This window comes from Sphingomonas cannabina (assembly GCF_021391395.1).
GTDB lineage: Bacteria > Pseudomonadota > Alphaproteobacteria > Sphingomonadales > Sphingomonadaceae > Sphingomonas > Sphingomonas cannabina.
In genome coordinates, this window is sequence record NZ_CP090059.1 from 2,541,536 (window position 1) to 2,566,419 (window position 24,884).

The 24,884-nt window shown below is 66.9% G+C and carries 22 protein-coding genes and 1 tRNA gene; 8 read left to right on the plus strand and 15 right to left on the minus strand.

Features of this window, described 5'->3' with window-relative positions; translation table 11 throughout:
* The first annotated feature begins 8 nt into the window (after positions 1-8).
* From LZK98_RS12200 to hflX, 6 genes are all read left to right on the plus strand, one after another.
* Complete coding sequence (locus LZK98_RS12200; RefSeq protein ID WP_233786569.1) at positions 9-1,022, plus strand: two-component system sensor histidine kinase NtrB; 1,014 nt, start codon at positions 9-11, stop codon at positions 1,020-1,022.
* Complete coding sequence (gene ntrC, locus LZK98_RS12205) at positions 1,015-2,457, plus strand: nitrogen regulation protein NR(I) (RefSeq protein ID WP_233782656.1); 1,443 nt, start codon at positions 1,015-1,017, stop codon at positions 2,455-2,457. The genes LZK98_RS12200 and ntrC overlap by 8 nt, the downstream gene beginning before the upstream one ends.
* Before the next feature lie 52 nt (positions 2,458-2,509).
* The gene (locus LZK98_RS12210; RefSeq protein WP_233782657.1) at positions 2,510-4,768 is read left to right on the plus strand and encodes a sensor histidine kinase; all 2,259 of its coding nucleotides are present in this window, start codon (positions 2,510-2,512) and stop codon (positions 4,766-4,768) included.
* Positions 4,765-6,144, plus strand: coding sequence for a nitrogen assimilation response regulator NtrX (gene ntrX, locus LZK98_RS12215; RefSeq protein WP_233782658.1), 1,380 nt, complete (start codon positions 4,765-4,767; stop codon positions 6,142-6,144). Before LZK98_RS12210 ends, ntrX begins: the two co-directional genes overlap by 4 nt.
* Positions 6,145-6,268: 124 nt before the next feature.
* Positions 6,269-6,757 (plus strand): RNA chaperone Hfq, encoded by a 489-nt coding sequence (gene hfq / locus LZK98_RS12220; protein WP_233782659.1) that lies wholly within the window; start codon positions 6,269-6,271, stop codon positions 6,755-6,757.
* Positions 6,758-6,761: 4 nt separating this feature from the next.
* A complete protein-coding gene (gene hflX, locus LZK98_RS12225; protein WP_233782660.1) occupies positions 6,762-8,054 on the plus strand; it encodes a GTPase HflX in 1,293 nt (430 codons plus the stop codon).
* Between the two features lie 106 nt (positions 8,055-8,160).
* Here hflX and LZK98_RS12230 read toward each other — a convergent pair whose 3' ends face one another.
* Complete coding sequence (locus LZK98_RS12230; protein ID WP_233782661.1) at positions 8,161-9,513, minus strand: glycoside hydrolase family 27 protein; 1,353 nt, start codon at positions 9,511-9,513, stop codon at positions 8,161-8,163.
* A 31-nt stretch (positions 9,514-9,544) separates the two neighbouring features.
* Complete coding sequence (mazG, locus tag LZK98_RS12235; RefSeq protein ID WP_233782662.1) at positions 9,545-10,282, minus strand: nucleoside triphosphate pyrophosphohydrolase; 738 nt, start codon at positions 10,280-10,282, stop codon at positions 9,545-9,547.
* A 96-nt stretch (positions 10,283-10,378) separates the two neighbouring features.
* On the opposite strand from mazG, the gene LZK98_RS12240 reads away from it, so the two are divergent.
* Positions 10,379-11,467, plus strand: a complete 1,089-nt coding sequence (locus tag LZK98_RS12240) for an endonuclease/exonuclease/phosphatase family protein (RefSeq protein WP_233782663.1) — start codon at positions 10,379-10,381, stop codon at positions 11,465-11,467.
* A gap of 128 nt (positions 11,468-11,595) precedes the next feature.
* Here LZK98_RS12240 and LZK98_RS12245 read toward each other — a convergent pair whose 3' ends face one another.
* The 12 genes from LZK98_RS12245 to LZK98_RS12300 all read right to left on the minus strand — a co-directional run bounded on the left by LZK98_RS12245 (position 11,596) and on the right by LZK98_RS12300 (position 21,917).
* Positions 11,596-12,210, minus strand: a complete 615-nt coding sequence (locus tag LZK98_RS12245; RefSeq protein WP_233782664.1) for a retropepsin-like aspartic protease family protein — start codon at positions 12,208-12,210, stop codon at positions 11,596-11,598.
* Entirely contained in the window at positions 12,207-12,971 is a 765-nt protein-coding gene (locus tag LZK98_RS12250; protein ID WP_233782665.1) for an MBL fold metallo-hydrolase, read from the minus strand. The genes LZK98_RS12245 and LZK98_RS12250 overlap by 4 nt, the downstream gene beginning before the upstream one ends.
* On the minus strand, positions 12,968-13,750 hold the full coding sequence (locus tag LZK98_RS12255) for a TatD family hydrolase (protein WP_233782666.1): 783 nt from the start codon (positions 13,748-13,750) through the stop codon (positions 12,968-12,970). Before LZK98_RS12255 ends, LZK98_RS12250 begins: the two co-directional genes overlap by 4 nt.
* Positions 13,747-15,285, minus strand: coding sequence for a methionine--tRNA ligase (gene metG, locus LZK98_RS12260; RefSeq protein WP_233782667.1), 1,539 nt, complete (start codon positions 15,283-15,285; stop codon positions 13,747-13,749). The genes LZK98_RS12255 and metG overlap by 4 nt, the downstream gene beginning before the upstream one ends.
* 82 nt (positions 15,286-15,367) lie before the next feature.
* Entirely contained in the window at positions 15,368-16,351 is a 984-nt protein-coding gene (locus LZK98_RS12265; RefSeq protein ID WP_233782668.1) for a DNA polymerase III subunit delta', read from the minus strand.
* A gap of 163 nt (positions 16,352-16,514) precedes the next feature.
* On the minus strand, positions 16,515-17,141 hold the full coding sequence (tmk, locus tag LZK98_RS12270) for a dTMP kinase (RefSeq protein WP_233782669.1): 627 nt from the start codon (positions 17,139-17,141) through the stop codon (positions 16,515-16,517).
* The gene (locus LZK98_RS12275; RefSeq protein WP_233782670.1) at positions 17,138-18,319 is read right to left on the minus strand and encodes a D-alanyl-D-alanine carboxypeptidase family protein; all 1,182 of its coding nucleotides are present in this window, start codon (positions 18,317-18,319) and stop codon (positions 17,138-17,140) included. Before LZK98_RS12275 ends, tmk begins: the two co-directional genes overlap by 4 nt.
* 26 nt (positions 18,320-18,345) lie before the next feature.
* Positions 18,346-19,197, minus strand: a complete 852-nt coding sequence (locus tag LZK98_RS12280) for an SPOR domain-containing protein (RefSeq protein WP_233782671.1) — start codon at positions 19,195-19,197, stop codon at positions 18,346-18,348.
* The gene (locus LZK98_RS12285; RefSeq protein WP_233782672.1) at positions 19,181-20,224 is read right to left on the minus strand and encodes a lytic murein transglycosylase; all 1,044 of its coding nucleotides are present in this window, start codon (positions 20,222-20,224) and stop codon (positions 19,181-19,183) included. Before LZK98_RS12285 ends, LZK98_RS12280 begins: the two co-directional genes overlap by 17 nt.
* Positions 20,225-20,509: 285 nt before the next feature.
* Positions 20,510-20,599, minus strand: a tRNA-Ser gene (locus LZK98_RS12290).
* A gap of 70 nt (positions 20,600-20,669) precedes the next feature.
* A complete protein-coding gene (locus tag LZK98_RS12295; protein ID WP_233782673.1) occupies positions 20,670-21,395 on the minus strand; it encodes a hypothetical protein in 726 nt (241 codons plus the stop codon).
* A 51-nt stretch (positions 21,396-21,446) separates the two neighbouring features.
* Entirely contained in the window at positions 21,447-21,917 is a 471-nt protein-coding gene (locus LZK98_RS12300) for a hypothetical protein (RefSeq protein ID WP_233782674.1), read from the minus strand.
* 700 nt (positions 21,918-22,617) lie between these two features.
* On the opposite strand from LZK98_RS12300, the gene poxB reads away from it, so the two are divergent.
* Positions 22,618-24,351, plus strand: a complete 1,734-nt coding sequence (gene poxB / locus LZK98_RS12305) for a ubiquinone-dependent pyruvate dehydrogenase (RefSeq protein WP_233782675.1) — start codon at positions 22,618-22,620, stop codon at positions 24,349-24,351.
* Position 24,352: 1 nt separating this feature from the next.
* Here poxB and LZK98_RS12310 read toward each other — a convergent pair whose 3' ends face one another.
* Positions 24,353-24,793, minus strand: coding sequence for a hypothetical protein (locus tag LZK98_RS12310; protein WP_233782676.1), 441 nt, complete (start codon positions 24,791-24,793; stop codon positions 24,353-24,355).
* Positions 24,794-24,884 lie beyond the last annotated feature (91 nt).

Consider the following 24,884-nt stretch of genomic DNA (forward strand, 5'->3'; position numbering starts at 1 on the left):
TCGCGGCGATGCTGATCGATCCGGAGGGACGGATCGCGCGTGCCAATTCCGCGTGCGAGACCTTGCTCAACTTCTCCGAGCGGGCGATGGCCGGACAGGACGTGGACGTGCTGGTCCGCTTCCCCGAGGCGCAGGCCGACCGGCGGCGCGGACGGATGTTTGCAGCCTATGACGTCGATGTGGGAATCGGTCGCGTCGGGCGACTGCGCGTCGACCTGCTCGAGAGCGAGGTGCCGGACCGGCCGGGCTGGCGGATCGTGACGATCCGGCAGAGCCCGGCGGCGCGCGGGCACACCACCGATCGTGCGGCGGGCGCGCGGGCGGCGATCGGCGCGGCGGCGATGCTGGCGCACGAGATCAAGAACCCGCTGTCGGGTATCCGCGGCGCCGCGCAGCTGCTCGCCGGGGGCGACGGGGCAGGGGAGCTCACCACGCTGATCACCACCGAGGTCGATCGCATCGCGGCCCTTATCGATCGGATGCAGGACTTCACCGATACACGGCCGCTAACGCTCGCGCCGACCAATATCTATCCGCTGCTGGGCCATGCGCGGCGGGTGGCGCTGGCGGGGTTCGGGCGAGGGGTGGCGCTGGATGAGCGGTTCGATCCGTCGCTGCCGCCAGCGCTGGTCGACGGCGACGCGTTGCTGCAGGTGGTGCTCAACCTGCTCAAGAATGCCTGCGAGGCGGTGAGCGAGGTGGCGGCGCCGCGCGTCACCGTCACCACCGCCTATCGCCATGGCATGTCGGCGAGCGCTGCGCCGGGCAGGCCGCGCCAGCCGTTGCCGATCGAGCTCACCGTGATCGACAACGGTCCCGGCGCGCCCCCGGATATCGCCGAGCACCTGTTCGAGCCGTTCGTGTCGGGCAAGGCGGAAGGGCGGGGGCTCGGCCTGCCGCTGGTCGAGAAGCTGGTGCGCGACATGGGCGGGATCGTCCAATATGCGCGCGAGTATATCCGGGAGGGTGAGCCGGAGATGACGGTGTTCCGCGTATTGCTGCCGAGAGCCAAAAATGACTGAAGGCCATATCCTCGTCGTCGACGACGACGCCGCGATCCGCACGGTCGTCGGCCAGGCGCTGCGGCGGAAGGGGCATCGCGTCACCACCGCGGCGAGCCTGGCCGAGCTCAGGCGGGCGCTGGCGGGCGAGCTGCCCGACGTGCTCGTCACCGATGTGGTGCTGCCCGACGGCGACGGCATCGCGATGGTGCCGGAGGTGCTGGCCGAGCATCCGCGGCTGCCGGTGATCGTGCTGTCGGCGCAGAACACGCTCTCCACCGCCGTGCGCGCCAATGAGGCGGGGGCGTACGACTATCTTCCCAAGCCGTTCGACCTCGACGCGCTGAGCCAGGCGGTGGCGAGCGCGCTCGCGCGCGGGCGGCGAGGGCCGAGCGACGTCATGGCGCCGGCCGAGGAAGCGGTACCGATGATCGGCCGCTCCCCGGCGATGCAGGAGGTCTATCGGATCATCGCGCGGGTGGTCTCCAATGATCTCACGGTGCTGGTGTCGGGTGAGTCCGGGACGGGCAAGGAGCTGGTCGCGCGGGCGATCCACGACCTGGGGCCGCGGCGGCAGGCGCCGTTCGTCGCGCTCAACATGGCGGCGATCCCGCGCGAGCTGATCGAGGCCGAGCTGTTCGGGCACGAGCGCGGCGCCTTCACCGGCGCGGCGGCACGCAACGCCGGGCGATTCGAGCAGGCGGCGGGCGGCACCTTGTTCCTCGACGAGATCGGCGACATGCCGATGGAGGCCCAGACGCGGCTGCTGCGCGTGCTCCAGTCGGGCGAATTCACCACCGTCGGCGGCGCGCGGACGATCCGCGCGGACGTGCGCATCGTCGCGGCGACCAATCGCGACCTTGCCGCGCTGGTGGCGGCAGGGGGCTTCCGCGAGGATCTCTACTACCGGCTCAACGTGGTGCCGGTGACGCTGCCGGCCTTGCGCGAGCGGCGGCAGGACATCGCGTTGCTCGCCCGCCATTTCCTCGATCGTGCCGCCGAGGATGGGCTGCCGCGCAAGCAGATCGGGCCGGACGGGATCGCCGCGCTGGAGGCACACGACTGGCCGGGCAACGTGCGGGAGCTCGAGAATCTGATGCGCCGCCTGGCGGCGCTCAGCCGCGACGAATGGATCGGTGCGGCCGAGATTGCGGCGATGCTGAACGGCGGCCTGGTTGCCGGCGCGGTCATCGATCCGGAGATCGAAGCGGCGGTGCGCGGCCGGCTGGCGGCGATCGCGCGCGAGGAGCCGGCGCGGCTCGACGACGGCACGCTCTACGACCGCATCATCGCCGAGGTCGAGCGGCCGCTGATCGCGGCGATGCTGGAGCGGCACGGCGGCAACCAGCTCCGCGCGGCGCGGGCGCTCGGAATCAACCGGAACACGCTGCGCAAGCGACTCACCGATCTCGGGCTGGCGGGCGAGGTGCGATCAGGCGGATCGGACGCGCGGTAACTGTCACGATTCTGTGTTTTGCAGGCAACAGTGATGGTGTAGGCATGCAACGATGACCGTTGCCGCCGAGCCGATTGCCGAAGCGACCGCTGCCCCGCGGCGCTTCACGATCACGCCGGCGATCGAGCTCATGGTGTTCGCTGCCGCGGTGGCGGTGGCGATCGTGAGCTGGCTGGTGATCAGCGGCGACAGCGATACGCCGCGGCTGCTCAGCCCGCCCTTGGTGGCGCTGCTGCTCGTCGCCAATCTCCTCCCCGGAGTCGCGCTGCTGGTGCTGATCGGCCGACGGATTGCCCGCAGCCGCGCGGCGCGCCTGCCGCTGGCGGGGGAGGGGCGGCTGCATGTGCGGCTGGTGGCGCTGTTCTCGGTGCTCGCCAGCGTGCCGATGATCCTGGTGACGATCTTCGCCTCGTTCCTGTTCCAGTTCGGCGTCGAATTCTGGTTCTCCGACCGCGCGCGCGGAATGCTCGAGAACGTCCAGAGCCTGGCCCAGCAATCCTATCAGGAGATGCTGCGGTACGTGGACAACGAGAATCTGGCGATGGCGAAGGACCTCTCGTCCTTCCTGCTCGTCGACAAGCTGCCGATCGACAGCCGGGAATTCCAGGGCAATTTCGCCACCCAAGTGCTCTATCGCAACCTGTCCGAGGCGGTCATCTTCTCGATCACGCCCAATGGACAGCTCGACGCGCTGGCGCTGGTCAACCCCTATGACCGGCCGCTCGAGAAGGACATCGACGCCTCGGTCATCGCCCAGCTCAAGGCCGGGAAGCCGAGCGTCGTCGGGACGAGCAGCGAACGGACCCAGTCGGTCACGCAGATTCCGGGGACCGACCTCTACGTCTACGCCGCGCGCGTCTCGGGCGCGCAGGAGATGGCGGCCCGCATGAACCGCGCCAAGGCGGTGCTTGGCGATTATCAGGCACTGCTCGCGCGATCACGAAGTCTTCAGCTTCTATTCAATGCCGCCTTGCTGGCCATCTCCCTGCTGATCGTCGGCATCGCCGTGTTCGTGGCGCTGGCGGTCGCGGACCGCCTCGTCCGGCCGGTCGGCGAGCTGGTCGATGCGGCGCAGCGGGTGGCGGGGGGTGATCTTGCCGCGCGCGTGCCCGAACCCAAGTCTCGCGACGAGATCGGCGTGCTCGCCAACGCCTTCAACCGTATGACGGGCCGACTCCAGGAGCAGACCGGTGCGCTGGTCGAGGCCAATGCCGAGGCGGAGAGCCGCCGCGCGCTGATCGAGGCGGTGTTGGCCGGCGTCACCGCCGGGGTGATCGCGATCGGCGAGGATCGCTCGATCCGCCTGTTCAACAGCTCGGCGCTGGAGCTGCTCCGCCCCGGTGCGATCCCGCTCGGCCGGCCGCTGGCCGAGGTCGCCCCCGAGCTCGATGCCCTGCTCGACGGCGAGGCGCGCGAGGGAATCGTCCAGCTCACCGCCGCCGGCGAGGCGCGCACTCTTGCGGTCAAGATCACCCGCGACGAGGACGGCCATGTCCTGACCTTCGACGACATCACCCAGCAGCTCATCGACCAGCGCCGCGCCGCCTGGTCCGACGTCGCGCGCCGCATCGCGCACGAGATCAAGAATCCGCTGACCCCGATCCAGCTCGCCGCCGAAAGGCTGCAGCGGCGCTACGGCAAGATGGCGGAGGAGGGCGATTCGACCTTCGCGCGCCTGACCGACACCATCGTGCGGCAGGTGAGCGACCTGAGGCGCATGGTCGACGAATTCTCGTCCTTCGCGCGGATGCCGAAGCCGGTGTTCCGGCGCGAAGCGGTGCTCGACCTCGCGCGGCAGGCGGTGTTCCTGCACGAGGTGGCGCATCCGGCGATCCGCTTCGGCCTCACCTATGACGATCCGCCGCCGAGCCTCGTATGCGATCGCCGCCAGATCGGTCAGGCGCTCACCAATATCGTCAAGAACGCGGTCGAGGCGGTCGAGGCGCGCGAGGGCGAGGACCTGCCGCAAGGCGAAGTGTCGCTCAAGATCGCGAATGAGGGCGAGCGCTGCGTCACCATCCGCGTCACCGACAACGGCGTCGGCCTGCCCGCCGAGCGCGACCGTATCGTCGAACCCTATATGACCACACGCAGCCGCGGCACCGGCCTCGGCCTCGCCATCGTCAAGAAGATCGTCGAGGAGCATTTCGGTACCATGACCTTCGCCGACCGGGCGGAAGGTAGCGGCACCGTGGTCACGCTCACCTTCGACGCGGTGATGCTCTCCAGCCTCGCCGATGCGCAGGCCGAGGATGCCGGCACCTCCGATCCCAGCCCAACAACCCTGACACGCCATCGGACCAACGCATGACCCTCGACATTCTCGTCGTCGACGACGAACTCGACATCCGCGAACTCGTTTCGGGCGTCCTCGAGGACGAAGGTTACGAAACACGGACTGCCGCCGACAGCGATGCCGCACTTGAGGCCATCGCTGCGCGGCGGCCGAGCCTGGTGCTGCTCGACGTCTGGCTGCAGGGCTCGCGGCTCGACGGGCTCGAGCTGCTCGACGAGATCAAGCGGCGCGACCCGTCGATCCCGGTGCTGGTGATCTCCGGCCACGGCAACCTCGACACCGCCGTGGCGGCGATCCGGCGCGGCGCCAGCGACTTCATCGAGAAGCCGTTCGAAGCGGAGCGGCTGCTGCTGCTCGTCGAGCGCGCGACCGAGACCGAGCGGCTGAAGCGCGAGGTGGCGAGCCTGCGCGCGACGGTGGGCCGTGAGACCGACCTTACCGGCAGCTCGACCGCGATCAACTCGGTCCGCGCGACGCTGAAGCGTGTCGCCTCGACCGGCAGCCGTGTGCTGATCATGGGCGGCGCCGGCGTCGGCAAGGAGGTGGCGGCACGGCTGCTCCACGGCTGGAGCACGCGTGCCAACGGCCCCTTCGTGGTGGTGAGCGCGGCGCGGATGACGCCCGAGCGTGTCGAGGAGGAGCTGTTCGGCGTCGAGGAGGGCGGCGATCTCGTGCGGCCCGGCCTGCTCGAGCAGGCGCATGGCGGCACGCTGTTCCTCGACGAGATCGCCGACATGCCGGTCGCGACCCAGGCGCGGATCCTGCGCGTGCTGACCGACCAGAGCTTCACCCGCGTCAGCGGCACCCGCATCGTCAAGGTCGACGTGCGCGTGGTCTCCGCCACCTCGCGCGACCTGACTGCCGAGATTGCCGAGGGGCGGTTCCGCGAGGACCTCTACTATCGTCTCAACGTGGTGCCGGTGGCGATCCCGACACTTGCCGAACGGCGTGAGGACATTCCGGCGCTGGTCGAGCATTTCGTCGCCCATTACGCCGCCGAGCGCCGCGTGCCGACGCCCGAGATCGCGGCCGACGCGATGGTGGCGCTGCAGAGCTACGAATGGCCGGGCAACGTCCGCCAGCTCCGTAACGTCGTCGAGCGGACGGTGATCCTGGCGCCGGGCAACCGCATCGGCCGCATCGACTTGGACCTGCTGCCGCCCGAGGTGCTGGGCAATACGCCCGGCGGGGATGGGGGCGTGACCGCCACCGCGATCATGGGGGCGCCCCTGCGCGAGGCGCGTGAAAGCTTCGAACGCGAATATCTGCGCGTCCAGATCCGGCGCTTCTCGGGCAATATCTCGCGGACGGCGAGCTTCATCGGGATGGAGCGGTCGGCGTTGCATCGCAAGCTCAAGCTGCTTGGAATCACCGAGACGCGCGAGGAGTAGCCTCTAATCCCGTCATCCCGGCTTTCGCCGGGATGACGGGTAAAGGTGGACGTATCGGCTCGCGCACCTTAGATTGCGTCCCAACAACAATCGCGGAAAAGCCGCCAAGACCAAGGAGCCAATCATGGCCGACAAGCAGACCTCCCTCCAGGACCTGTTCCTCAACGCGCTTCGCAAGTCCAAGACCCCGGTGACGATGTTCCTCGTCAAGGGCGTCAAGCTCCAGGGTATCGTTACCTGGTTCGACAATTTCTCGGTGTTGCTGCGCCGGGACGGTCAGTCGCAGCTGATCTACAAGCATGCGATCTCGACGATCATGCCGTCGGGGCCGCTGGACGTCGCCAGCATCGTCGAAGCGGTGGGGGAGAACCAGCACAAACAGCCGCTTTTGCAGGAAATTTTCCTGAATGCGGTGCGCCGCCAGCAGGAAAGCGTCACCATGTTCCTGGTCAACGGCGTGATGCTGCAGGGCTCGATCGCGGCGTTCGACCTGTTCTGCATGCTGCTCCAGCGCGAGGGCCTGTCGCAGCTCGTCTATAAGCACGCAGTGTCGACCATCCAGCCCGCCAATCCGCTCAATCTCGCCGACGAACAGGCGAGCGACGCCGAATAGCGGCGTGTCGACCGGTTTCGATCGCGACGCGCAGGATTTCGCGCGCGGCGCGCGGGCCGTGGTCGTGCTGCCCGACCAGGGCAGTGCGAGCCGCGACGCCGACGCGCGTTTGGAGGAAACCGCGGGCCTTGCGCTTGCGATCGGAATTGAAGTGCGCGCGAAGATCGCCTTCCGCGTGCGCGCGCCCAAGCCGGCGACGCTGATCGGCAGCGGGCAGGTCGACCAGCTCGCCGAGATGGTGAAGGCCGAGGAACTCGGTCTCGCCGTGTTCGACGCCGCGCTGACGCCGGTGCAGCAGCGCAACCTCGAGACCGCACTCGGCTGCAAGGTGATCGACCGGACCGGTCTGATCCTCGAAATCTTCGGGGAGCGGGCGCGGACGGCGGAGGGCCGGCTCCAGGTCGAGCTGGCGCATCTCGATTATCAGGCGGGCCGGCTGGTGCGCAGTTGGACCCACCTCGAACGTCAGCGCGGCGGCTTCGGCTTCCTCGGCGGCCCGGGCGAGACCCAGATCGAGGCCGACCGGCGCTTGATCCGCGACCGTATGGCGCGGCTGAGGCGCGAGCTCGACCAGGTCAGCCGCACGCGCGGGCTGCACCGCGAGCGGCGCCAGCGCGCGCCGTGGCCGGTGATCGCGCTGGTCGGCTATACCAACGCAGGGAAATCCACGCTTTTCAATCGCCTGACCGGCGCTGACGTCATGGCAGAGAACCTGCTGTTCGCGACGCTGGACCCGACGCTGCGGCAGATCAGTCTGTCGGGGATCGACAAGGCGATCCTGTCCGACACGGTGGGGTTCGTCTCCGAGCTGCCGACCCAGCTCGTCGCGGCGTTCAAGGCGACGCTGGAGGAAGTGGTCTCGGCCGACCTCCTGATCCACGTCCGCGACATCGCGCATCCCGACAGCGAGGCGCAGCGCGCCGACGTCGAGAAGGTACTGGGCGAGATCGGCGTCGCCGAGACGACGCCCAGGATCGAGGCGTGGAACAAGCTCGACCTGCTGTCACCCGAGCGCCGGGCGGAGATCGCGGCCGAGGCGGCACGGCGCGAGGAGGTGGTGGCGGTATCGGCGTTGAGCGGGGAAGGCGTCGACACACTGCTTGCCACCGTCGCGGAGCATCTGACGCGCGGGCACCGACGCTACACGATCACGCTCGACGCGAGCGACGGGGCAGGGGCCGCGTGGCTCCACCAGCATGGCGACGTGCTGACGCATGACGTTGAAGGCGAGCGCGCGGTGTATGAGGTACGGATGGCGCCGCGGGATTACGAGCGGTTCTCGCTGCGGCGGGAGTAGGGGCCGCGGCCAGCGACTATAGCCCGGCGAAAGCCGTGCCGCATCGCGCTTTCGCTTGAGATCCCGGCTTTCGCCGGGATGACGTATGTCCGGCCGATCCCAATCGCTAGCGTACTCCGAATAGGACAGCGCCGTGCGACGGCACCGTCGCATCGATGCGATCGGTAACCGGCTCCAACTCCTTCGCTGCCCACAGATCGCGCAGCCGCCCTCCGGCAAGGCCGATCCGCCGCAATGGAACGCTCATCCGTGCCGCATCCGGCCCATCCGACAGGTTGAACATCGCAACATAGGCCGTCCGCCGATCGGGCGAGCGCGCGGTCCACACGCATTGGTTGTCGGCGAGATACCAGGGCCGATTCTCGATGCTGTCCTGGTTGACCGCGATCACCTCGCGGTTGGTCAGCAGGCTCAGGGTCCAGTCGTCGAGATGACGCAGATCACCACCCATGATAAGCGGCGAGCGGGCGATCGACCACAAAGTCATCAGCGTCCGCTGCTCGTCGCGCGTGAATTTCGTGTCGCGCTCGCCCATCGAAAGGCGGCCGAGCGGCAGCATGTCGGCGTCGGGCCAGGAGCCGGGGCCGCAATAAGGGGTCCAGTTCTCGAGCCGGGTGAACTGGGCCTTCAGCATCGGCCATTCGTCCCAGAAATCGTCGCTGATCCGCCACATCTGGGCATGACGGCGGACATGCGGGCCGCGCACCACGGGCGTCTCGCCGGGCGAGAGGCTGAGGATGATCGGCCGGCCGCTGGCGAGGATCGCCTTGTGCGCCGCCTCGATCTCCGGCGCGTGCGCGTCATAGGGGCGGCTCATGTCGTCCATCTTGACGAAATCCACGCCCCAGCTCGCGAACAGCGCGAAGACACTGTCGTAATAGGCCTGCGCGCCCGGCTTGGTCATGTCGACGCCGAACATGTCGGGATTCCACGGACAGATGCTGGAGCGGTCGGCGATGTCGCCGGCGCGGACGCCTCCGCCGCCCAGCACCGGCAGGTTGCGTTCGACCGCGAGCCGCGGGATGCCGCGCATCAGGTGGACGCCGAACTTGAGGCCCATCGCATGGATCTTCGCCGCGAGGGGGGCGAAGCCGGCACCGTTCGCGGCGGAAGGGAAGCGGTTCGGCGCCGGGACCAGCCGTCCGTGGGCGTCGAGCGCTGGCACCGGATTGTCGTTGTAGCGATAGCCCTTGGCGTCGGGTTCGTACCACTGGATGTCGACGGTGAAGACATCATAGCCATGCGGCTTGAGCTTCGTCGCCATAATCGCAGCGTTCTCCAGCGCCTGCGCCTCGGTGATGGTGGTGGCGAAGCTGTTCCAGCTGTTCCAGCCCATCGGCGGCGTTGGCGCCAATATTGCTTTCGGCGATCTCGCCTCCGATCCAGCGCCGGCGGTCGCCAGGGCAAGCCCCGCAGGAGCAAGCAGCGCCGCACGGCGCGACATGCTGAAATCCGTCATTCAAACCCCCTCTTGATGCTGCCGCGCCCGCTCAGCCGGCCTGTTTCGCCTTCTGCCACAGCGCTTCCTGACGATCGAGGCCGAGGGTCGGGAAGGCCGCGCCGGCCTCCGCCTCCATTGCGCGGAAGCGGTGCTCGAATTTCGCATTGGCACGGCGGAGCGCGGCCTCGGGATCGACGCCGAGCTTGCGCGCCCAGTTGACTGCGGCGAACAGGAGATCGCCGATCTCCTCCGCCCGATCCTCGGGCGCGGCGGCTTCGACCTCGGCGAGCTCCTCGTCGATCTTGGCGCGGGCTCCGGCCGGGTCGGGCCAGTCGAAGCCGGTGCGGGCGGCGCGCTTCTGGAGCTTTTCGGCGCGCGCGAGGGCGGGGAGGCCGATCGCGACGCCGGCCAGGGCGCTCGCATCGGGTTTGGCGGCACGTTCCTCGGCCTTGATCGCCTCCCAGAGGTGATGGCCGCCCTCGGCCAAGTCGCCGAAGATGTGGGGATGGCGGCGCTCCATCTTGTCGCTGATCGCCGTCACGACGTCATTCAAGTCGAACAGACCCGCTTCTTCGGCGATGCGGCTATGGAAAACGACCTGGAGCAGGAGGTCGCCGAGCTCGTCCTTGAGGTCGGCCATGTCGCCACGCTCGATGGCGTCGGCGACCTCATAGGCTTCCTCGATCGTGTAGGGCGCAATCGTCGCGAAGCTCTGCGCCACGTCCCATTCGCAGCCATGCTCCGGGTCGCGCAACCGCGCCATGATCGCCACCAGACGTTCGATCATGCCTCTTTCCTCGGATTCGTCTATGATTGATTGCTCTTGGCGGAAGGCTTTAATCCGCCAGTGAATGGCGTCCAGTCGATAAGCAGGCATGGCTCGATGAAAGTTCGAAGCTCGATCGGTCGGCTGGTGAGGCGAGGGGGAGGGCTCGCCGGATGCGCCCTGCTGCTCTCGTCATGCGGGACACCGCCGCCGCTCCGGGCGATCGCCTGTCAGTCCGCAATGCCGCCCGACATCGCCATATCGAAGGACGGCCGGACGGCGAGCACGACCTTGTCGGTGCTCACCTACAATATCGAAGGGCTGGGCTGGCCGGCACGCAGCGGGCGGGCGACGCAGCTGCGCGAGATCGGCGAGCGACTGGCGGCAATGCGGGCGTCCGGCAAGGGGCCGGACGTGGTGATGTTCCAGGAGATGTTCAGCGGTGCTGCAAAAAAGGCTGTAGCATCGACCGGTTATCCCGCGATCATTACAGGCCCACGCAGAACCACGCGGCCTCACGAATCGACCCGAGATCCGCTGCCAGGCAAGGCGAAGATCAAGCGGGGCGAGCTGGGCATCCACTTCAACGGCAGCGGACTTGCCGTCGCTTCCCGCTATGCGATCGTGCATGTCGACAGACGGGCCTACGGGCGACGATCTTGCGCCGGGTTCGACTGCCTCGCCAACAAGGGCATCGTGCTGGCCCGCATCGCCATTCCGGGCGTGCCGACGCCGGTCGACCTCTACGACACGCACATGAACTCGCGGAATGCCTCGCGTGCGCCGGCCAACCGCAACCTCGAAGCGCATGAGCGGCAGGCGCTGGAGGCATCGGAATTCATCGATCGGACACACGATGATGCCTTTCCGATCGTCTTCGGCGGCGACTTCAACATGCGGCATTCGGAGGAGCGGTGGGAGAATTTCACCCGCTATCAATCGCTCAAGCTGGTCCACCGCGTGTGCGCCGATCCTGCCTCGGGATGCGAGGTCCGCATGTCGTGGGACGATGATGAGCCCTGGATGGACACCCAGGATCTCCAATTCTTCTGGAGCGGCGACCAAGTGGCAATCCGTCCGATCCGCGTCGAGGCGGTGTTCGACGGTGGACCGACGGGCCCGGAGCTTTCGGACCACGACGGGTTTCTGGTCACGTATGAGCTGAAATGGCCAAGAAGCGCTTCGCCATGGCCGCAATGTCGGTGATGGAACTCGAATGCGAAGGGCTCCCGATATCTGTTATCCGCGATCCCGTGTTCCGCCTCGCAGGCACCTCGAATCAAGTTCGATAATATACATTATGTAAAGTGAAGATGTTTTTGTGGGGGCCTCTTCTAGTTTCGTGTCTCACCTCGTTTCGGTTCGAGCACCAGCGTCCGTCCCTCGACCCGCCACGAGCCGAGCCGCGACAGGAAGTTCATGCCGAGCACATCGGTGCTGCCGAATGCCGGCGACACCACGACGCCGAGATCGCGGGTTTCGAGGCCGCCTATGCTAACGCGTTCGGCGCGGCCGCGGTCAGCTGTGACGCTGCCGTTGGCGGTATTGATCACTACTGGAAAGCCGCCGCCTCCAACTTCGATCCCGGCGTTGCGCGCGGTTTCCGGCGACAAGGCGGTTATCGTTGCGCCGCTGTCGACCAACATGCGCTTCGTATAATCATTGAGCTTCACCCGTGCCCAGAAATGGCCGTCCTCGCTCATGGTGATGCGCACCGTGTCGCCGACCACCTCCTGATCACCCAAACCGAGCCGCTCGGCAGCGGCGGTCACCACCGTCTCGATCTGCTGGCGATACAGCAGTGCGATCGCGATGAGGCCGATGATTGCGCCCCAGGCGATCAGCGATCGGATGATCGTGCCCAACGAGGCACGCTGCGCCATCAGCGCGCTCACCGCCAGCACAAGCGCGCCCAACGCCCAGATGTAATTGGCCGAATCGAGGCTCACAACACGATCTCCAGGCCGTCATAGCCGGGCTCGACGCCGGGCGGCAGCTCGGCGACGAGTGTCGCATAATCCATCGAATGGTCCATATGCGTCAGTACCGCCCGCCCGACACCGAGCTCGGCCGCCCAGCCGACCGCCTGATCCAGCGTCGGATGCGTCGGATGCGGCGCACGGCGCAGCGCGTCGACGATCCAGAGGTCGATATCCCTATAATGACTTCGCATATCGTCGGTTAAGATATTGAAGTCAGTTGCATAACCTGTCGTCGACCGGCCGTCGGTGAATCGCAATCCAGCCGAGACGATATCGCCGTGCGGCTGATCGACGACCGTGACCTCGACATCGCCGATCCGAAGATTGTCCGGCAGTAGTTGAAGATCGACCGTCGCCGGATAGCCGTTCCGTCCGGCGACGACATAGGCAAAGCGTTCCCGCAGCACCTCCGCTGTCGCCGGGCGCGCATAGCCAGGCACCGGGTTGCCACGCAGGTGGAAGATCTGGCGGACGTCGTCGATACCGTGGGTGTGATCCGCGTGGTCGTGCGTCCAGATGATCGCATCGACGGTACTCACTTGCGCGGCCAACAGTTGCTCGCGCAGATCCGGGCCCGTATCGACGAGGATGCGCGTGGTTTCGGTCTCGACCAGGATTGAAACGCGGGTGCGGCGGTTCCTGGTCTCGGCAGGATCGCAGGCACCCCAATCGTTGCCGATCCTCGGCACGCCCGACGAAGTGCCGCAGCCGAGGATACGGACCTTCACGCCGCGGCCGTCTTTGCGAATAGTTTGTGGAAGTTGGCGCGCGTAACCTCAGCCAACTCATCGGGATTCTCGCCACGGAGATCGGCGAGGAAACGGCAGGTGTCAGCGACGAACGCGGGCTCGCCAGTCTTCCCGCGATGCGGAACCGGCGCCAGGAAGGGCGCGTCTGTCTCGATCAGCAGCCGTTCGCGCGGCAGCCAGGCGGCGGTTTCCTGGAGATCGCGGGCATTTTTGAAGGTCACGATGCCTGAGATCGAAATGTAGAAACCGAGATCGAGCGCTTTGCGCGCAAAGGTGCCGCTGGCAGTGAAGCAGTGGATCACGCCGGGGAAGTCCCCCTTCCCCAGCTCATCGGCCAGAATTGCGGCGGTATCCTCCTCGGCGTCGCGGGTATGGACGACGATCGGCAGCTGCGTCTCGCGGCAGGCGGCGAGATGCGCGCGGAAGCTGGCCTGCTGTCGTTCGCGATCGCTGTGGTCGTAGTAATAATCGAGCCCGCTCTCGCCGATGCCGACCACGCGCGGATGGCGGGCACGCTCGACCAGCTTGGCGGTGTCGACATGGGGATGCTGGTCGGCTTCGTGCGGGTGGATGCCGACGGTTGCCCACACGTCCGGCTCGCGTTCGGCGGTGGCGAGGACCGCGTCCCACTCGCTCTCGCGCGTGGCGATGTTGAGCATCGCGACCACGCCGGCATCGCGGGCGCGCGCCAGCACCTCGGGCTGCTGCTCGGCCAGCCCTTTGTAGTTGAGGTGGCAATGGCTGTCGGCGAGCCTCATGCCGCTTCGCTCAGCTCGAGCCGCGGGAACACGCCGCTCGGAGGCGGCAGCGCCGTTCCGGCCGCGATCGGGCGCGCGAGGGCGGCGAAATCACGGACGTCCGCCCCCTGCCCCAGCAGATCCAGCAGCTTGTCGGCGCTTTCGGGAATAACCCATCGCGTCATGACCGCGATCCGGCGGATCGCCTCGGCGGCATAGTAGAGGATGGTGTCGGCTCGCGCCGGGTCGGTCTTGCGTACGCTCCACGGTGCCTGGTCGGCGAAATACTGGTTGGCATCGCGCGCTGCCGCCCAGATCGCGTCAAGCGCGGCGTGGATGGCGAGATCGGTCATGGCGTCATGCATCCCCCGCTCCGCCGCGGCGACGCTCTCGATCAGCGCCTCCTCGGCGGCGGTCGGCTCGCCCGGCTGCGGCACTTGTCCGGCGCAATTCTTGGCGATGATCGACAGGCAGCGCTGAGCGAGATTGCCCAGATTGTTGGCGAGATCGGCATTGCAGCGGGTGACGATCGCCTCCTCCGAATAGCTGCCGTCCTGGCCGAAGCTGACCTCGCGCAGCAGGAAATAGCGCAAGGGGTCGACGCCGAAGCGGTCGGCGAGTTCCATCGGGTCGGTGACGTTACCGAGCGATTTCGACATCTTCTCGCCGCGGTTGAGCAGGAAGCCGTGGCCGAACACGCGGCGCGGCAGCGGCAGCTTCGCAGACATCAGAAAGGCCGGCCAGTAAACCGTATGGAATCGCACGATATCCTTGCCAATCAGATGCAAGTCTGCCGGCCAGTATTTCGCCAAGGGATCGCCCGCGTCCGGATAGCCGGTGCCGGTGAGATAATTGGTGAGCGCGTCGACCCAGACGTACATCACATGGCCAGGGCTGTCGGGCACCGGTACGCCCCAGTCGAAGCTGGTGCGCGAGACCGACAGGTCGGAGAGGCCGCCCGAAACGAAGGCGATCATCTCGTTGCGGCGGGCCTCCGGCTGGATGAAATCCTTGTTCTCTTCGTATAGCTTTAGCAGCGGCTCCTGATATTTGCTCAGACGAAAGAACCAGGTCTCCTCCGCCGTCCATTCGACCGGCGTGCCCTGGGGCGAGAGCTTCTGGCCGCCCTCCCCTTCGACGAGTTCGCTTTCATCGTAGAAGGCCTCGTCACGGACCGAATACCAGCCCTCGTAGCGGTCGAGATAGAGGTCGCCCGCGGCCTCCATCGCGCGCCAGATCGCTTGGCTGGCGGCATGGTGATCGGGTTCGACCGTGCGGATGAAGCGATCATAGGAGATGTTCAGGCGATCATCCATCTCCTTGAAATAAGCTGACATCTCGTCAGCAAGCGTGCGCGTTTCGATGCCGCGGGCACGCGCCGTCTGGACCATCTTGAGGCCATGTTCGTCGGTGCCGGTCTGGAAGCGCACGTCGCGGCCCGCCTGGCGGTGATAGCGGGCGATCGCGTCGGCGGCGATCGCCTCATAGGCATGGCCGATGTGCGGGCGGCCGTTGGGATAGCTGATGGCGGTGGTGATGTAATAGGGTTCGGCCATGCCGGCCATCTAGTGCAGCACGCGGTCGGGGGGAAGCAGCAGCTGGCGAGGTCGCCATTTCCTCGGTGCAAGGCCGGGGCAGTTAACGCGGGGCGAGCCTCGCGACCAGGCCGCCCATCTCGAACGCCGTCGTCGAGGCGTCGAGCGACTGGGCGAGCGAGACGCGGGCGAGCTCCGCCGCGGCGTCATAGGCGTCGAGGGCGTCCTTGAGCTGCGGCCCGGCGAGATCGCGCGCGCGCTCGGCGATGAAGGCGGGGACGCGTTCGAGGAAGGCTTCGTAGCGCGGCTGGGCGGACTTGAGGCCGAGCGTGCGGGCGAGACGGACGCGATGCGTGTTGGAGGGGTCGCCGTCGCGGGCGATCGCGGCGAGCTCCTTCTCCAGCCCGCCGAGGTCGAGGCCGGCAAAGTGCAGCGCGCGGCCGGGGGAACCCTGCCCCGCCCTGACCAACGCGGTGATCTCGGCCTTGCTCGCATCGGGAAGCTCGGCGTGGAGCACCTCGGCGACCTCCGCGTCGCTCAAGGGATCGAAACGGAGCAGGCGGCAGCGTGAGCGGATCGTCGGGAGCAGGCGGCCCGGGGCATGGCTGACGAGCAGGAAGATGGTGCCGGCGGGCGGTTCCTCCAGGTTCTTGAGCAGCGCGTTGGAGGCGCCGGGGCGCTCGAGGTCGTCGATCGCGTCGATCAGGATGACGCGGCGGTCGCTGAGCGCCGGCTTGGTCGCGAGCATCGGCTGGAGCGCGCGGACCTGCGCGATCGGGATCGAACGCGCGATGTCCTGGTCGGGCTTGTCGGGGTCCTTGGGGAGGCGCGTCATCTCGCGATAGTCGGGATGCGCGCCCGCGGCGATCAGCGTGGCGGTGCGATTGTCCGCCGGCACGTCGAGGCCGGGCGGAAGCGTGCCGGGCGCGGCGGCCTCGGCGAGGAGGCGCGCGGCGGCGGTGCGGGCGAAGCGGGCCTTTCCCACGCCCTCCGGGCCAGCGATCAGCCAGGCGTGGTGGAGCTGGCCGCTGGCGAGCGAGGCGAGGAAGGCGTCGATTGCCGCCCGGTTGCCGATGAAGGGGGTCATGGGTGTGTCCAGCTCCTCCCCGGTACGGGGAGGGGGACCAGCCGCAGGCTGGTGGAGGGGGCCCTCCACCGGCGAATCGCTTGGGGCCGGGCCCCCTCCACCATTCGCTCCGCGAATGGTCCCTCTCCCCGTGCCGGGGAGGAGCTTGGGTGCGTCGCACCTTTCATACCAACAGGTCCGCCAGCTCAGCCAGCAGCCGCGCAGTCACTGCCTCCGCATCGCCCGAAGCGTCGACCAGCCGCACCCGTTCCGGCTCGCGCTCGGCGATGCCGCGGAAGCCGGCCGCAACGGCGGCATGGAAATCCGGCCCGCGCGACTGGAAACGGTCGAGCGCGCCGGCATCGCGGGTCGCGGCGCGCGAGGCACCCTCGTCCTGGCCGATCTCCAGTACCAGCGTGCGGTCGGGCAGCAGCCCCTTCGAGCCGAAGCCGTGCAATGCCAGGATAGCGGCGTCGTCGATGCCCTGCGCCCCCTGATAGGCTCGCGTCGAATCGACGAAGCGGTCGGAGATCACCCAGATGCCGGCCTCGATCGCGGGCCGGATCTTCTTCTCGACGTGATCCGCGCGCGCCGCCGCGAACAGCAAGGTCTCGCTATGCGGGCTCCACCGCGCGACCTCGCCGCCGAGCAGCAGGCCGCGCACCGCCTCCGCACCCTCGCTGCCGCCGGGCTCACGCGTTACCAGCACCTCCAGGCCGCGCCGGCCGAGCTCGTCGGCGAGCCGAGCGGCCTGGGTCGACTTGCCGGCGCCCTCCCCTCCCTCGAGGGTGATGAAGCGCCCGGCCGTCACGCCCCGAACAGCGATTTGAACCCGGCCCAGACGCGGCCGAAGAAGCCCGCCTCGCCGACGTCGCTGGCGGCGACCAGCGGCAGCGTCTGCGGACCGCCGTCCGGGGTCTGCACGACGAGGTCGGCGATGTGCTGGCCGGCCTTGATCGGCGCCTTGACCGGGCCGCTGTAGACCACTTTGGCGGTGACGTTGGGTGAGGTGCCCGCGGGCACGGTGATGGCGAGGTTGCGCGGGGCGACGAGGCCCACCTCGCCCGCGTCGCCGAGCTGAACCTCGGCGGTCGAGACCTGCTTGCCCTTGGCGACGAGCGGCTTCGAATTCCAGGCGCGGAAGCCCCAGTTCATGAACTTGACCGATTCGTCGATGCGCTGGTTGAAGCTGGTGAGCCCGGCGACGACCATGATCAGGCGGCGCCCGCCCTGCTCGGCCGAGCCGGTGAAGCCGTAGCCCGCCTCCTCGGTATGACCGGTCTTGAGGCCGTCGGCGCCCTGGACACGGCCCAGCAGCGGGTCGCGGTTGGCCTGGGTGATGTCGGCGCCGCTGCCCAGCGTCTTGCCCCAGGTGAAGCTCGGCAGCGAATAGTACTTCTTGTAGAGGTCGGGATGCTCCTCGATCGTCGCCTGGGCGACCTTGGCGAGGTCGCGCGCGGTCACATAGGTGACGCCGCCGTCGGGCCAGCCGTTGGAGGTGCCGAAGTGGCTGTTCTTGAGACCCAGCTCCTGCGCGCGCCGGTTCATCAGGTTGACGAAGGCTTCCTCGGTGCCCGAGATGCCCTCGGCCAGCACGACGCAGGCATCGTTGCCGGACAGGGTGACGATGCCCTTCAGCAGATTGTCGACGCTGACCTTCTCACCCGATGAGAGGAACATGGTCGAACCCGCTGCGGGACCGTGCCATTTCTGCCAGGTTTCCGGGCGCACGTCCATCATCTGGTCGAGCTTCAGATCGCCCTTCTTGATAAGGTCGAAGGCGACCAGCACGGTCATCATCTTCGCCATCGATGCCGGCGGCATCCGGCGGTCGGCGTCCTTGGAGTAGAGCTCGGCGCCCGACGAGAGGTCGATCATATAGGCGACCGGCGCCGCGGTCTGGAACGGCGGGGCCGCGGCCACCGTCGGATAGGCGATCGCGACCGCGAGGACGGGGGCAACGGCGGCGGCGAGATAATTGCGGGTCATGGCACTCACTAACATAGGAGGGTGGATCACTTCATGCGGACGACGCGTGCGTCCGGATAGCCCTGCCGCACCGCGGCGGCGCGGCCGCGACCGGCGGATTCGGCGTCGGGGAACGGGCCGAGGCGGACGCGGAACAGCGTGCCCGCGGGCTCGACGAGGCCGCCGATGCTGCTCGCCAGCGCGTCGGCACGGGCGCGGCTGGAGAGCGCGGCGACCTGGACGTAATAGCCGGCGATGTGGCGTGGCGCGGGTGCGGGCGCCTTGGCCGGGGCTTTCTTCGGCGGTGACGCCGGCTTTGGCGGTGGTGTGCGGGCCGGAGGCGGGCTCGGCGAAGCCGCGGGCGGCACGGACGCGGTGGCGATAGGTGCCGTTGCACCCGGCGGCGGGCCGAGCCGCTTGCGCAGCGGGAGCAGCAGCGCCTTCGGGGCATCGCTGCGGCCCGACGCTGCTTGGCCAGCACTCAGCAGCGCAATGTCCTGCGGCGGCGGCGTCACGCGGCGCACGCGCACCGGCGCCGGATCCACGGCGATGCCGAGCGCCGACGCCGCGCCGGGCGACAGCAGCGCGAGACGATTGGGCGAACCGTTGCCGGTCACTACCGCGAGGACGGTCTTGCCGTTGTCGAGCGCGGTCACCTCGACATAGCTGCCGGGCGGCAGCGTCGAGCTCGCGATCGAGACGCCGCCGAGCTCTGCGAGACCGGCATAGCCGACCTCGTCATAGCGTACCTCACCAGGCTTGGCCTCGGACGAACCGCGCGGGCCGTCGCCCGGTGGTTCCTGGAAGGCTGCCGCGTCCTGCGGCTGCGCTTGGGCAACCGCCTGCCCCGTCCCGAGGACAAGCCCCGCCAGGGCCAGAAAGCTAGCGCACGATCTCATCGGCGAGCAGCCCTACCGAAAGCGCGTAGAAATTCGAGCAATTATAATCGAGGATCACGCGATAATTGCCGGTGAGGAGATAGGCGGTGCGGCCCGGCCCGTCGGGCTCGAGCAGGGTCGCGAGCATATCGTCCGCCGGCCATCCCCTCCCCTGCGGCACCAGGCCGAGCGCGCGCCATTCGCGCATCGTCTTCCAGCGGCTGTGGCGCTCGTGGACTCGCGGGCAGCGCGGGCTGACCGTCGAGGTGCCGAGCGCGGCGCGGTTGAGGCTCCCGGGCACCGTCACCGCGAAGCCCCACGGCTGGCCGGGACGCCAGCCGGCATTCACGAAATAATTGGCGATCGAGGCGAGCGTGTCCGCCTCGCTGCTCCAGATGTCGGCCCGTCCGTCGCCGTCACCGTCGCGGGCGAGGCGAAGATAGACCGACGGCAGGAACTGCGGCCCGCCGAACGCGCCGGCCCAGCTGCCGATGAGGCGCGAGCGCGGGACGCCGCGGTCGATCATCTTGAGCGCGGCGATGAACTCGTCGGTGAAGAGCTGGCGGCGGCGCCCTTCATAGGCGAGCGTCGCCAGGCTGCGCGGCAGGTCGAAGCCGCCCATCACCCGGCCGTAATTGGTCTCGTGCCCCCAGATCGCGACCATGATCTGCTCGGGGACGCCGGTCTCCGCCTCGATGCGGGCGAGGCGGCCGCGCGAGCGCTGATAGGCGGCGCGGCCGGCGGTGATGCGCGCGGCGTCGACATGCTGCGCGCGATAGGGTGCGAAGGGCGGGATCGGCGCGTTGGGCGCGGCTTCCGGCTGGCCGCGGTCGAGCTGGATCACGCGCGGGTTGTAGGTCAGCGTCGGCGCGACCGAATCGAAGGTCGCGGGCGAGACGCCTTCGGCGATCGCCTTCGACCGGATCGATTGGAGAAAGGCCTGGAGCCCGGCATCATCCTGCGCGCTGGCCGGTCCTCCGGCAAGCGCTGCACAGGCGAGCGCGATGGTGAGACCCAGGTGACGCAGACGTACGCTTACCCCCGACATGCGGCATGTGTGCCACAGGCGGCGGGGCACGCGAAACCCCCAATCTCCCGCGACTTGCACAAATGCCCGCAGGGCCGGTAAGCGGGCGCACCGCTCGCGCGGAGAGGTGGCCGAGTGGTTTAAGGCAGCGGTCTTGAAATTCCCCGCGTAGGACGGCCAGAACCCGCAGAAATCTCAGGTTTTTATTCCCTTTCAGGTGCTTATGGAGCCGCAAGGTGCGCCAATGGCACCAACACACGTCAAATTATCCACAAGGGAATAGGCACAAAAGTAGGCACATTGGCTTGGCGGGTGGAGTGGGATTCGAACCCACGAAACGCTTGCACGTTCGCCAGTTTTCAAGACTGGTGCCTTCAACCGCTCGGCCATCCACCCGGATGCGGCGTCCTAGTGACTCGAGTTCGGAAGCGCAATCATGCTACATATCGAGCAGCGAAGCGGGACCTCACTGGCCAACAACCAACAAACCGGATTTTTCTACATAGGCTTGCCCAGTCGGGAGAATTTGCGCCGTGGACGCCTTCTCGTCAAAATGTATCCAAGCTCTTTTGTGAAGGTCTCTGAGAACCTTACGCTTGAAATCGGTTCCGTTCTTGTATTCGACCCAAGCCTGCAACTGCGCCACTGCAACTTGCTTGCCCTCGGCGTAGAGCAAAATCAGCACCTTTTGACCCGCCGTTTTGGCTGGCTCGAGCACCCGGCGCATGTCCCCGCTAGACCAAACCATATGAAAGGTCCGAGCAGTTACCGCTTCCACGACTGCATGGGAATCGGTCAAGGCGAGTTGAGAATAGTTGCGAACCAGTTCGCCCATCACCCATTTCATGCCGCGGAGGAATACCTCCGCATCCATGTGGTTGGGGCTCACCTCTGCTGAAACATGACCAATGGCCCGATTATTTCGAAGTTCGTAGAGCGCCGCTAAGATCTTCGGCACTTGCATACAGAGCGACCGGCCCTTTGTGCCATTATGCTGCTCCAAATCTCGACACGCCTGCGGAAAATTCACTGGTTTGGATGGCGTCGCGGCATAACTCCCGGTCGCATGCCCGGCACATATGCAATATGCGATCTCGCAGAACTTCCCGGCTTTGAGGCCAACCTTTTCCCAATCAGCGGCCCGGTATTCGTCAAGCGCCTGCTCGAACTCTTCGATTAGAGGATCACGCAAGCCCTGAGGGATCGCCTTTAGGGTGTCTTGGAGGCTAGGAAGGCTCAAACGTCAGTCTCTATCCCAGAAATACTTGAAGGGGCCTGAGCCCTCTTTGGTCCTTTGAAGCAACCCCCTCGTGAAAAGGGATTCACCGGCTGCGGCTACCTGATTTGACTTGTGAGTAAATCCCTTTTCCGCCAGCCCGGCTACGATATCGCTCCCGCCGCGTTTAGTCTTAAAGAATCCCTCTTCCTTTAGCGCCAAAATTCTATCTGCGCAGCTATGTCCTTTGGGTGCAACGCTGCGCTTACGCTTGGTTTTGGATTTTCCACTGCCGCCATTTTCTTCGGGAATCTCTTCATCTGGACCAGCGGCGGCTTCGCCGGGAGGCTGCACATCGCTATTTTTCGGGGGGCTGCTTCCAAAGCCGGCTTCCTCAAGCAGGGGAAACAGCTTCGCAAGAAGTCCTTCTACGAAATCCTTCTCCCCTTCAATCTCGACCACGCCAGCAGGCGCATCAATATGAACCCTATTTGTCATTCGGTCCCTCCCGGATGGGTATGTCCTTCATCCTCACGAGAGTTGCCCTACCAATCAAGAGCTTTCAGAGCCTCAGTGCGATGTTGGTTTTCGAGTACATACCTCGCGATCGCGCTGGACTGTTTCATTCCAAGGTGGACTACTTGCGCCTAAGCCGCCCGTTAATATCACCCCAAACGGTTTCTATGACCGCTGCGCTAGCTCATTCGCGAGGAGTAGGCACAGTCTCGGCTGACGACGATGCGGGGGAGCTCAGGTGCATTTATCGCTTTGATATTTACAGACTTATCTTGGAGCGAGGCTCCACTGGACGCTGCAATCATGTCGAGCATTATGCCGATATGGCCTAGCGACCTGGTCGATAGCGGTACGGCAACCCCATTGGGAGGCACAAAAAGGAGCACATACCCACACCGGTTTACGGCAAACCACCGGGGTATTTGTGCTTTTCTCTGAGAAATTTACCCGAAACTTTTTGCGAAAACCACTGTATGGTCTTGAAAACCGCCGTGGGTTCACGCCCACCGTGGGTTCGAATCCCACCCTCTCCGCCACCTGCCTTCCGCAGTCGGGCAACTTATGCGGTTCCGCCGGGCCTTGAAACGCGACGTCCGATCCCGACCTGACAGGCGGCCGGCGGGGTGCCACACCGGGCCCGCGGCGCGAGGACGCGAGCATGTTTGCGAAAGGGAGCGAGCCGATGGCCCAGACGGTTGCCGACCAGTTCATCGAGGCGCTCGCCGCGGCGGGGATCAAGCGCATCTACGGCATCGTCGGGGACAGCCTCAACGGACTCACCGATGCGGTCCGGCGTCGCGATGACATCGAATGGCTCCATGTCCGGCACGAGGAGGTCGCGGCGTTCGCGGCGGGCGCCGAGGCGCATCTGACCGGCAGCATCGCCGTGTGCGCCGGCAGCTGCGGGCCGGGCAACCTGCATCTCATCAACGGGCTGTTCGACTGCCACCGCTCGCGCGTGCCGGTGCTGGCGATCGCGGCGCATATCCCCTCCCCCGAGATCGGGTCGGGCTATTTCCAGGAGACGCATCCGCAGAGCCTCTTCCAGGAGTGCAGCCATTATTGCGAACTGGTCTCCAGCCCCGCGCAGATGCCGCGCGTCCTGGAGATCGCGATCCGCGAGGCGGTGGGGAAGCAGGGCGTGTCGGTGGTGGTCATCCCCGGCGATGTCGCGCTTGCACCGGCGCAGGAGGCGACGGCGCCCTCGACGATCGACCTGCGGCCGAGGACGCCGGTCGTCACGCCGCGGGAAGAAGACCTCCAGGCGCTCGCCGACCTGCTCAACGGGGCGAAACGCGTAACGCTCTTCTGCGGCGGTGGCTGCGCCGGTGCCCATGACGAGCTGCTCGCGCTCGGCGACGTACTCAAGGCGCCGATGGTCCACACTATCCGCGGCAAGGAGCATGTCGAGTGGGACAATCCCCATGACGTCGGGATGACGGGGCTGATCGGATTCTCCTCCGGCTATTATGCGATGAACGATTGCGACGTCCTGCTGCTGCTCGGCGCTGATTTTCCCTATCGGCAATTCTATCCGGCGGCGGGCACGCGGATCGCACAGGTCGACATCCGGCCGGAGAATCTGGGCCGCCGCGCGCCGATCGAGCTCGGCGTGGTCGGCGACGTCCGCGCGACGATCGCCGCGCTCCTGCCGCTGCTGCGGGAGAAGGCCGACGGCGCGTATCTGGACAAGGCGCGCGATCATTATGCCAAGGCGCGGCAGGCGCTCGACGCGCTCGCCGACGGCTCCTCCGGGCGCAAGCCGATCCATCCGCAGCAGGTGGCCAAGGCGATCAGCGACCTCGCCGCGGATGATGCCGTCTTCACCTGCGACGTCGGGCTGCCGACCGTGTGGGCGGCACGCTACCTTGCCATGAACGGCAAGCGGCGGCTGCTCGGGTCCTTCTGGCACGGGTCGATGGCCAATGCGCTGGCGCAGGCGATCGGTGCCCAGGCGACGTTCCCGGAGCGGCAGGTGATCTCGCTCTCGGGAGACGGCGGCTTCACCATGCTGATGGGCGATTTCATCAGCCTGGCGCAGCTCGGGCTGCCGGTGAAGGTGGTGGTGTTCAACAATGGCTCGCTCGGCTTCGTCGAACTCGAGCAGAAATCCACGGGGTTCCTGGATTTCGGCGTGGAGCTGCAGAACCCCAATTTCGCCGCCATGGCCGAAGCCGCGGGCATCCGCGGGATCCGGCTGGAGGATCCGGGCGAAGTAACCTCTGGCATCCGCGCCGCGATGGAGCATGACGGTCCGGTGCTGGTCGATGCTCTCGTCAATCGCCAGGAGCTTGCGATGCCGCCGAAGATCACCGCGGCGATGGCGCAGGGATTCACGCTCTACATGGTGAAGGCGGTGCTGAACGGCCGCGTCGACGAGGTGCTCGACATCGCCCGCACCAACCTGTGGAGGTGATTCAGCGCTCGATCACCCGGTCGACCATGCCAGCGATGCCGCCGTTTACGCCGAGATCGCTCGAAGCGACGCCGCCGGCGTCGCCGACGAGACGCAGCGTCAGCCTGGCGTCGAGCGGGCTGCCGCCGCGGGACTGACGTGCGGGCGAATCAAGGCGGAGGGCGCGGACGCTCGCGGTTTCGACCGGCTCGAAGGATCGCTCGAAGCGTTCGCGCCGGACGGTGGAGCGAAGCGTTTGCGGACGCTTCGTCAGGTCGGGCATGTCGGTGGCGGCGACGGGGATGAAGGCCATGCGCCTCGCGAGGGAGCGCGATACGGGGGCGCGGACGGTGGAACCGGATGTGGCGACCGTCCGGTTCTTCAGCGCCACGCGCTCGCCCTGCGACGAGGCAGGCGCCGTGAGCATGACTGCGATGATCCCGGACAGGGTGCAAACCAGCATTCACCGCTCCCTTCAGGTGAACGGTATAATGCTGACGCAAGTCTTTCGATCCCGCAAGTCCTTAAACGGCCGCGGATTTTTGTCGCCGCCG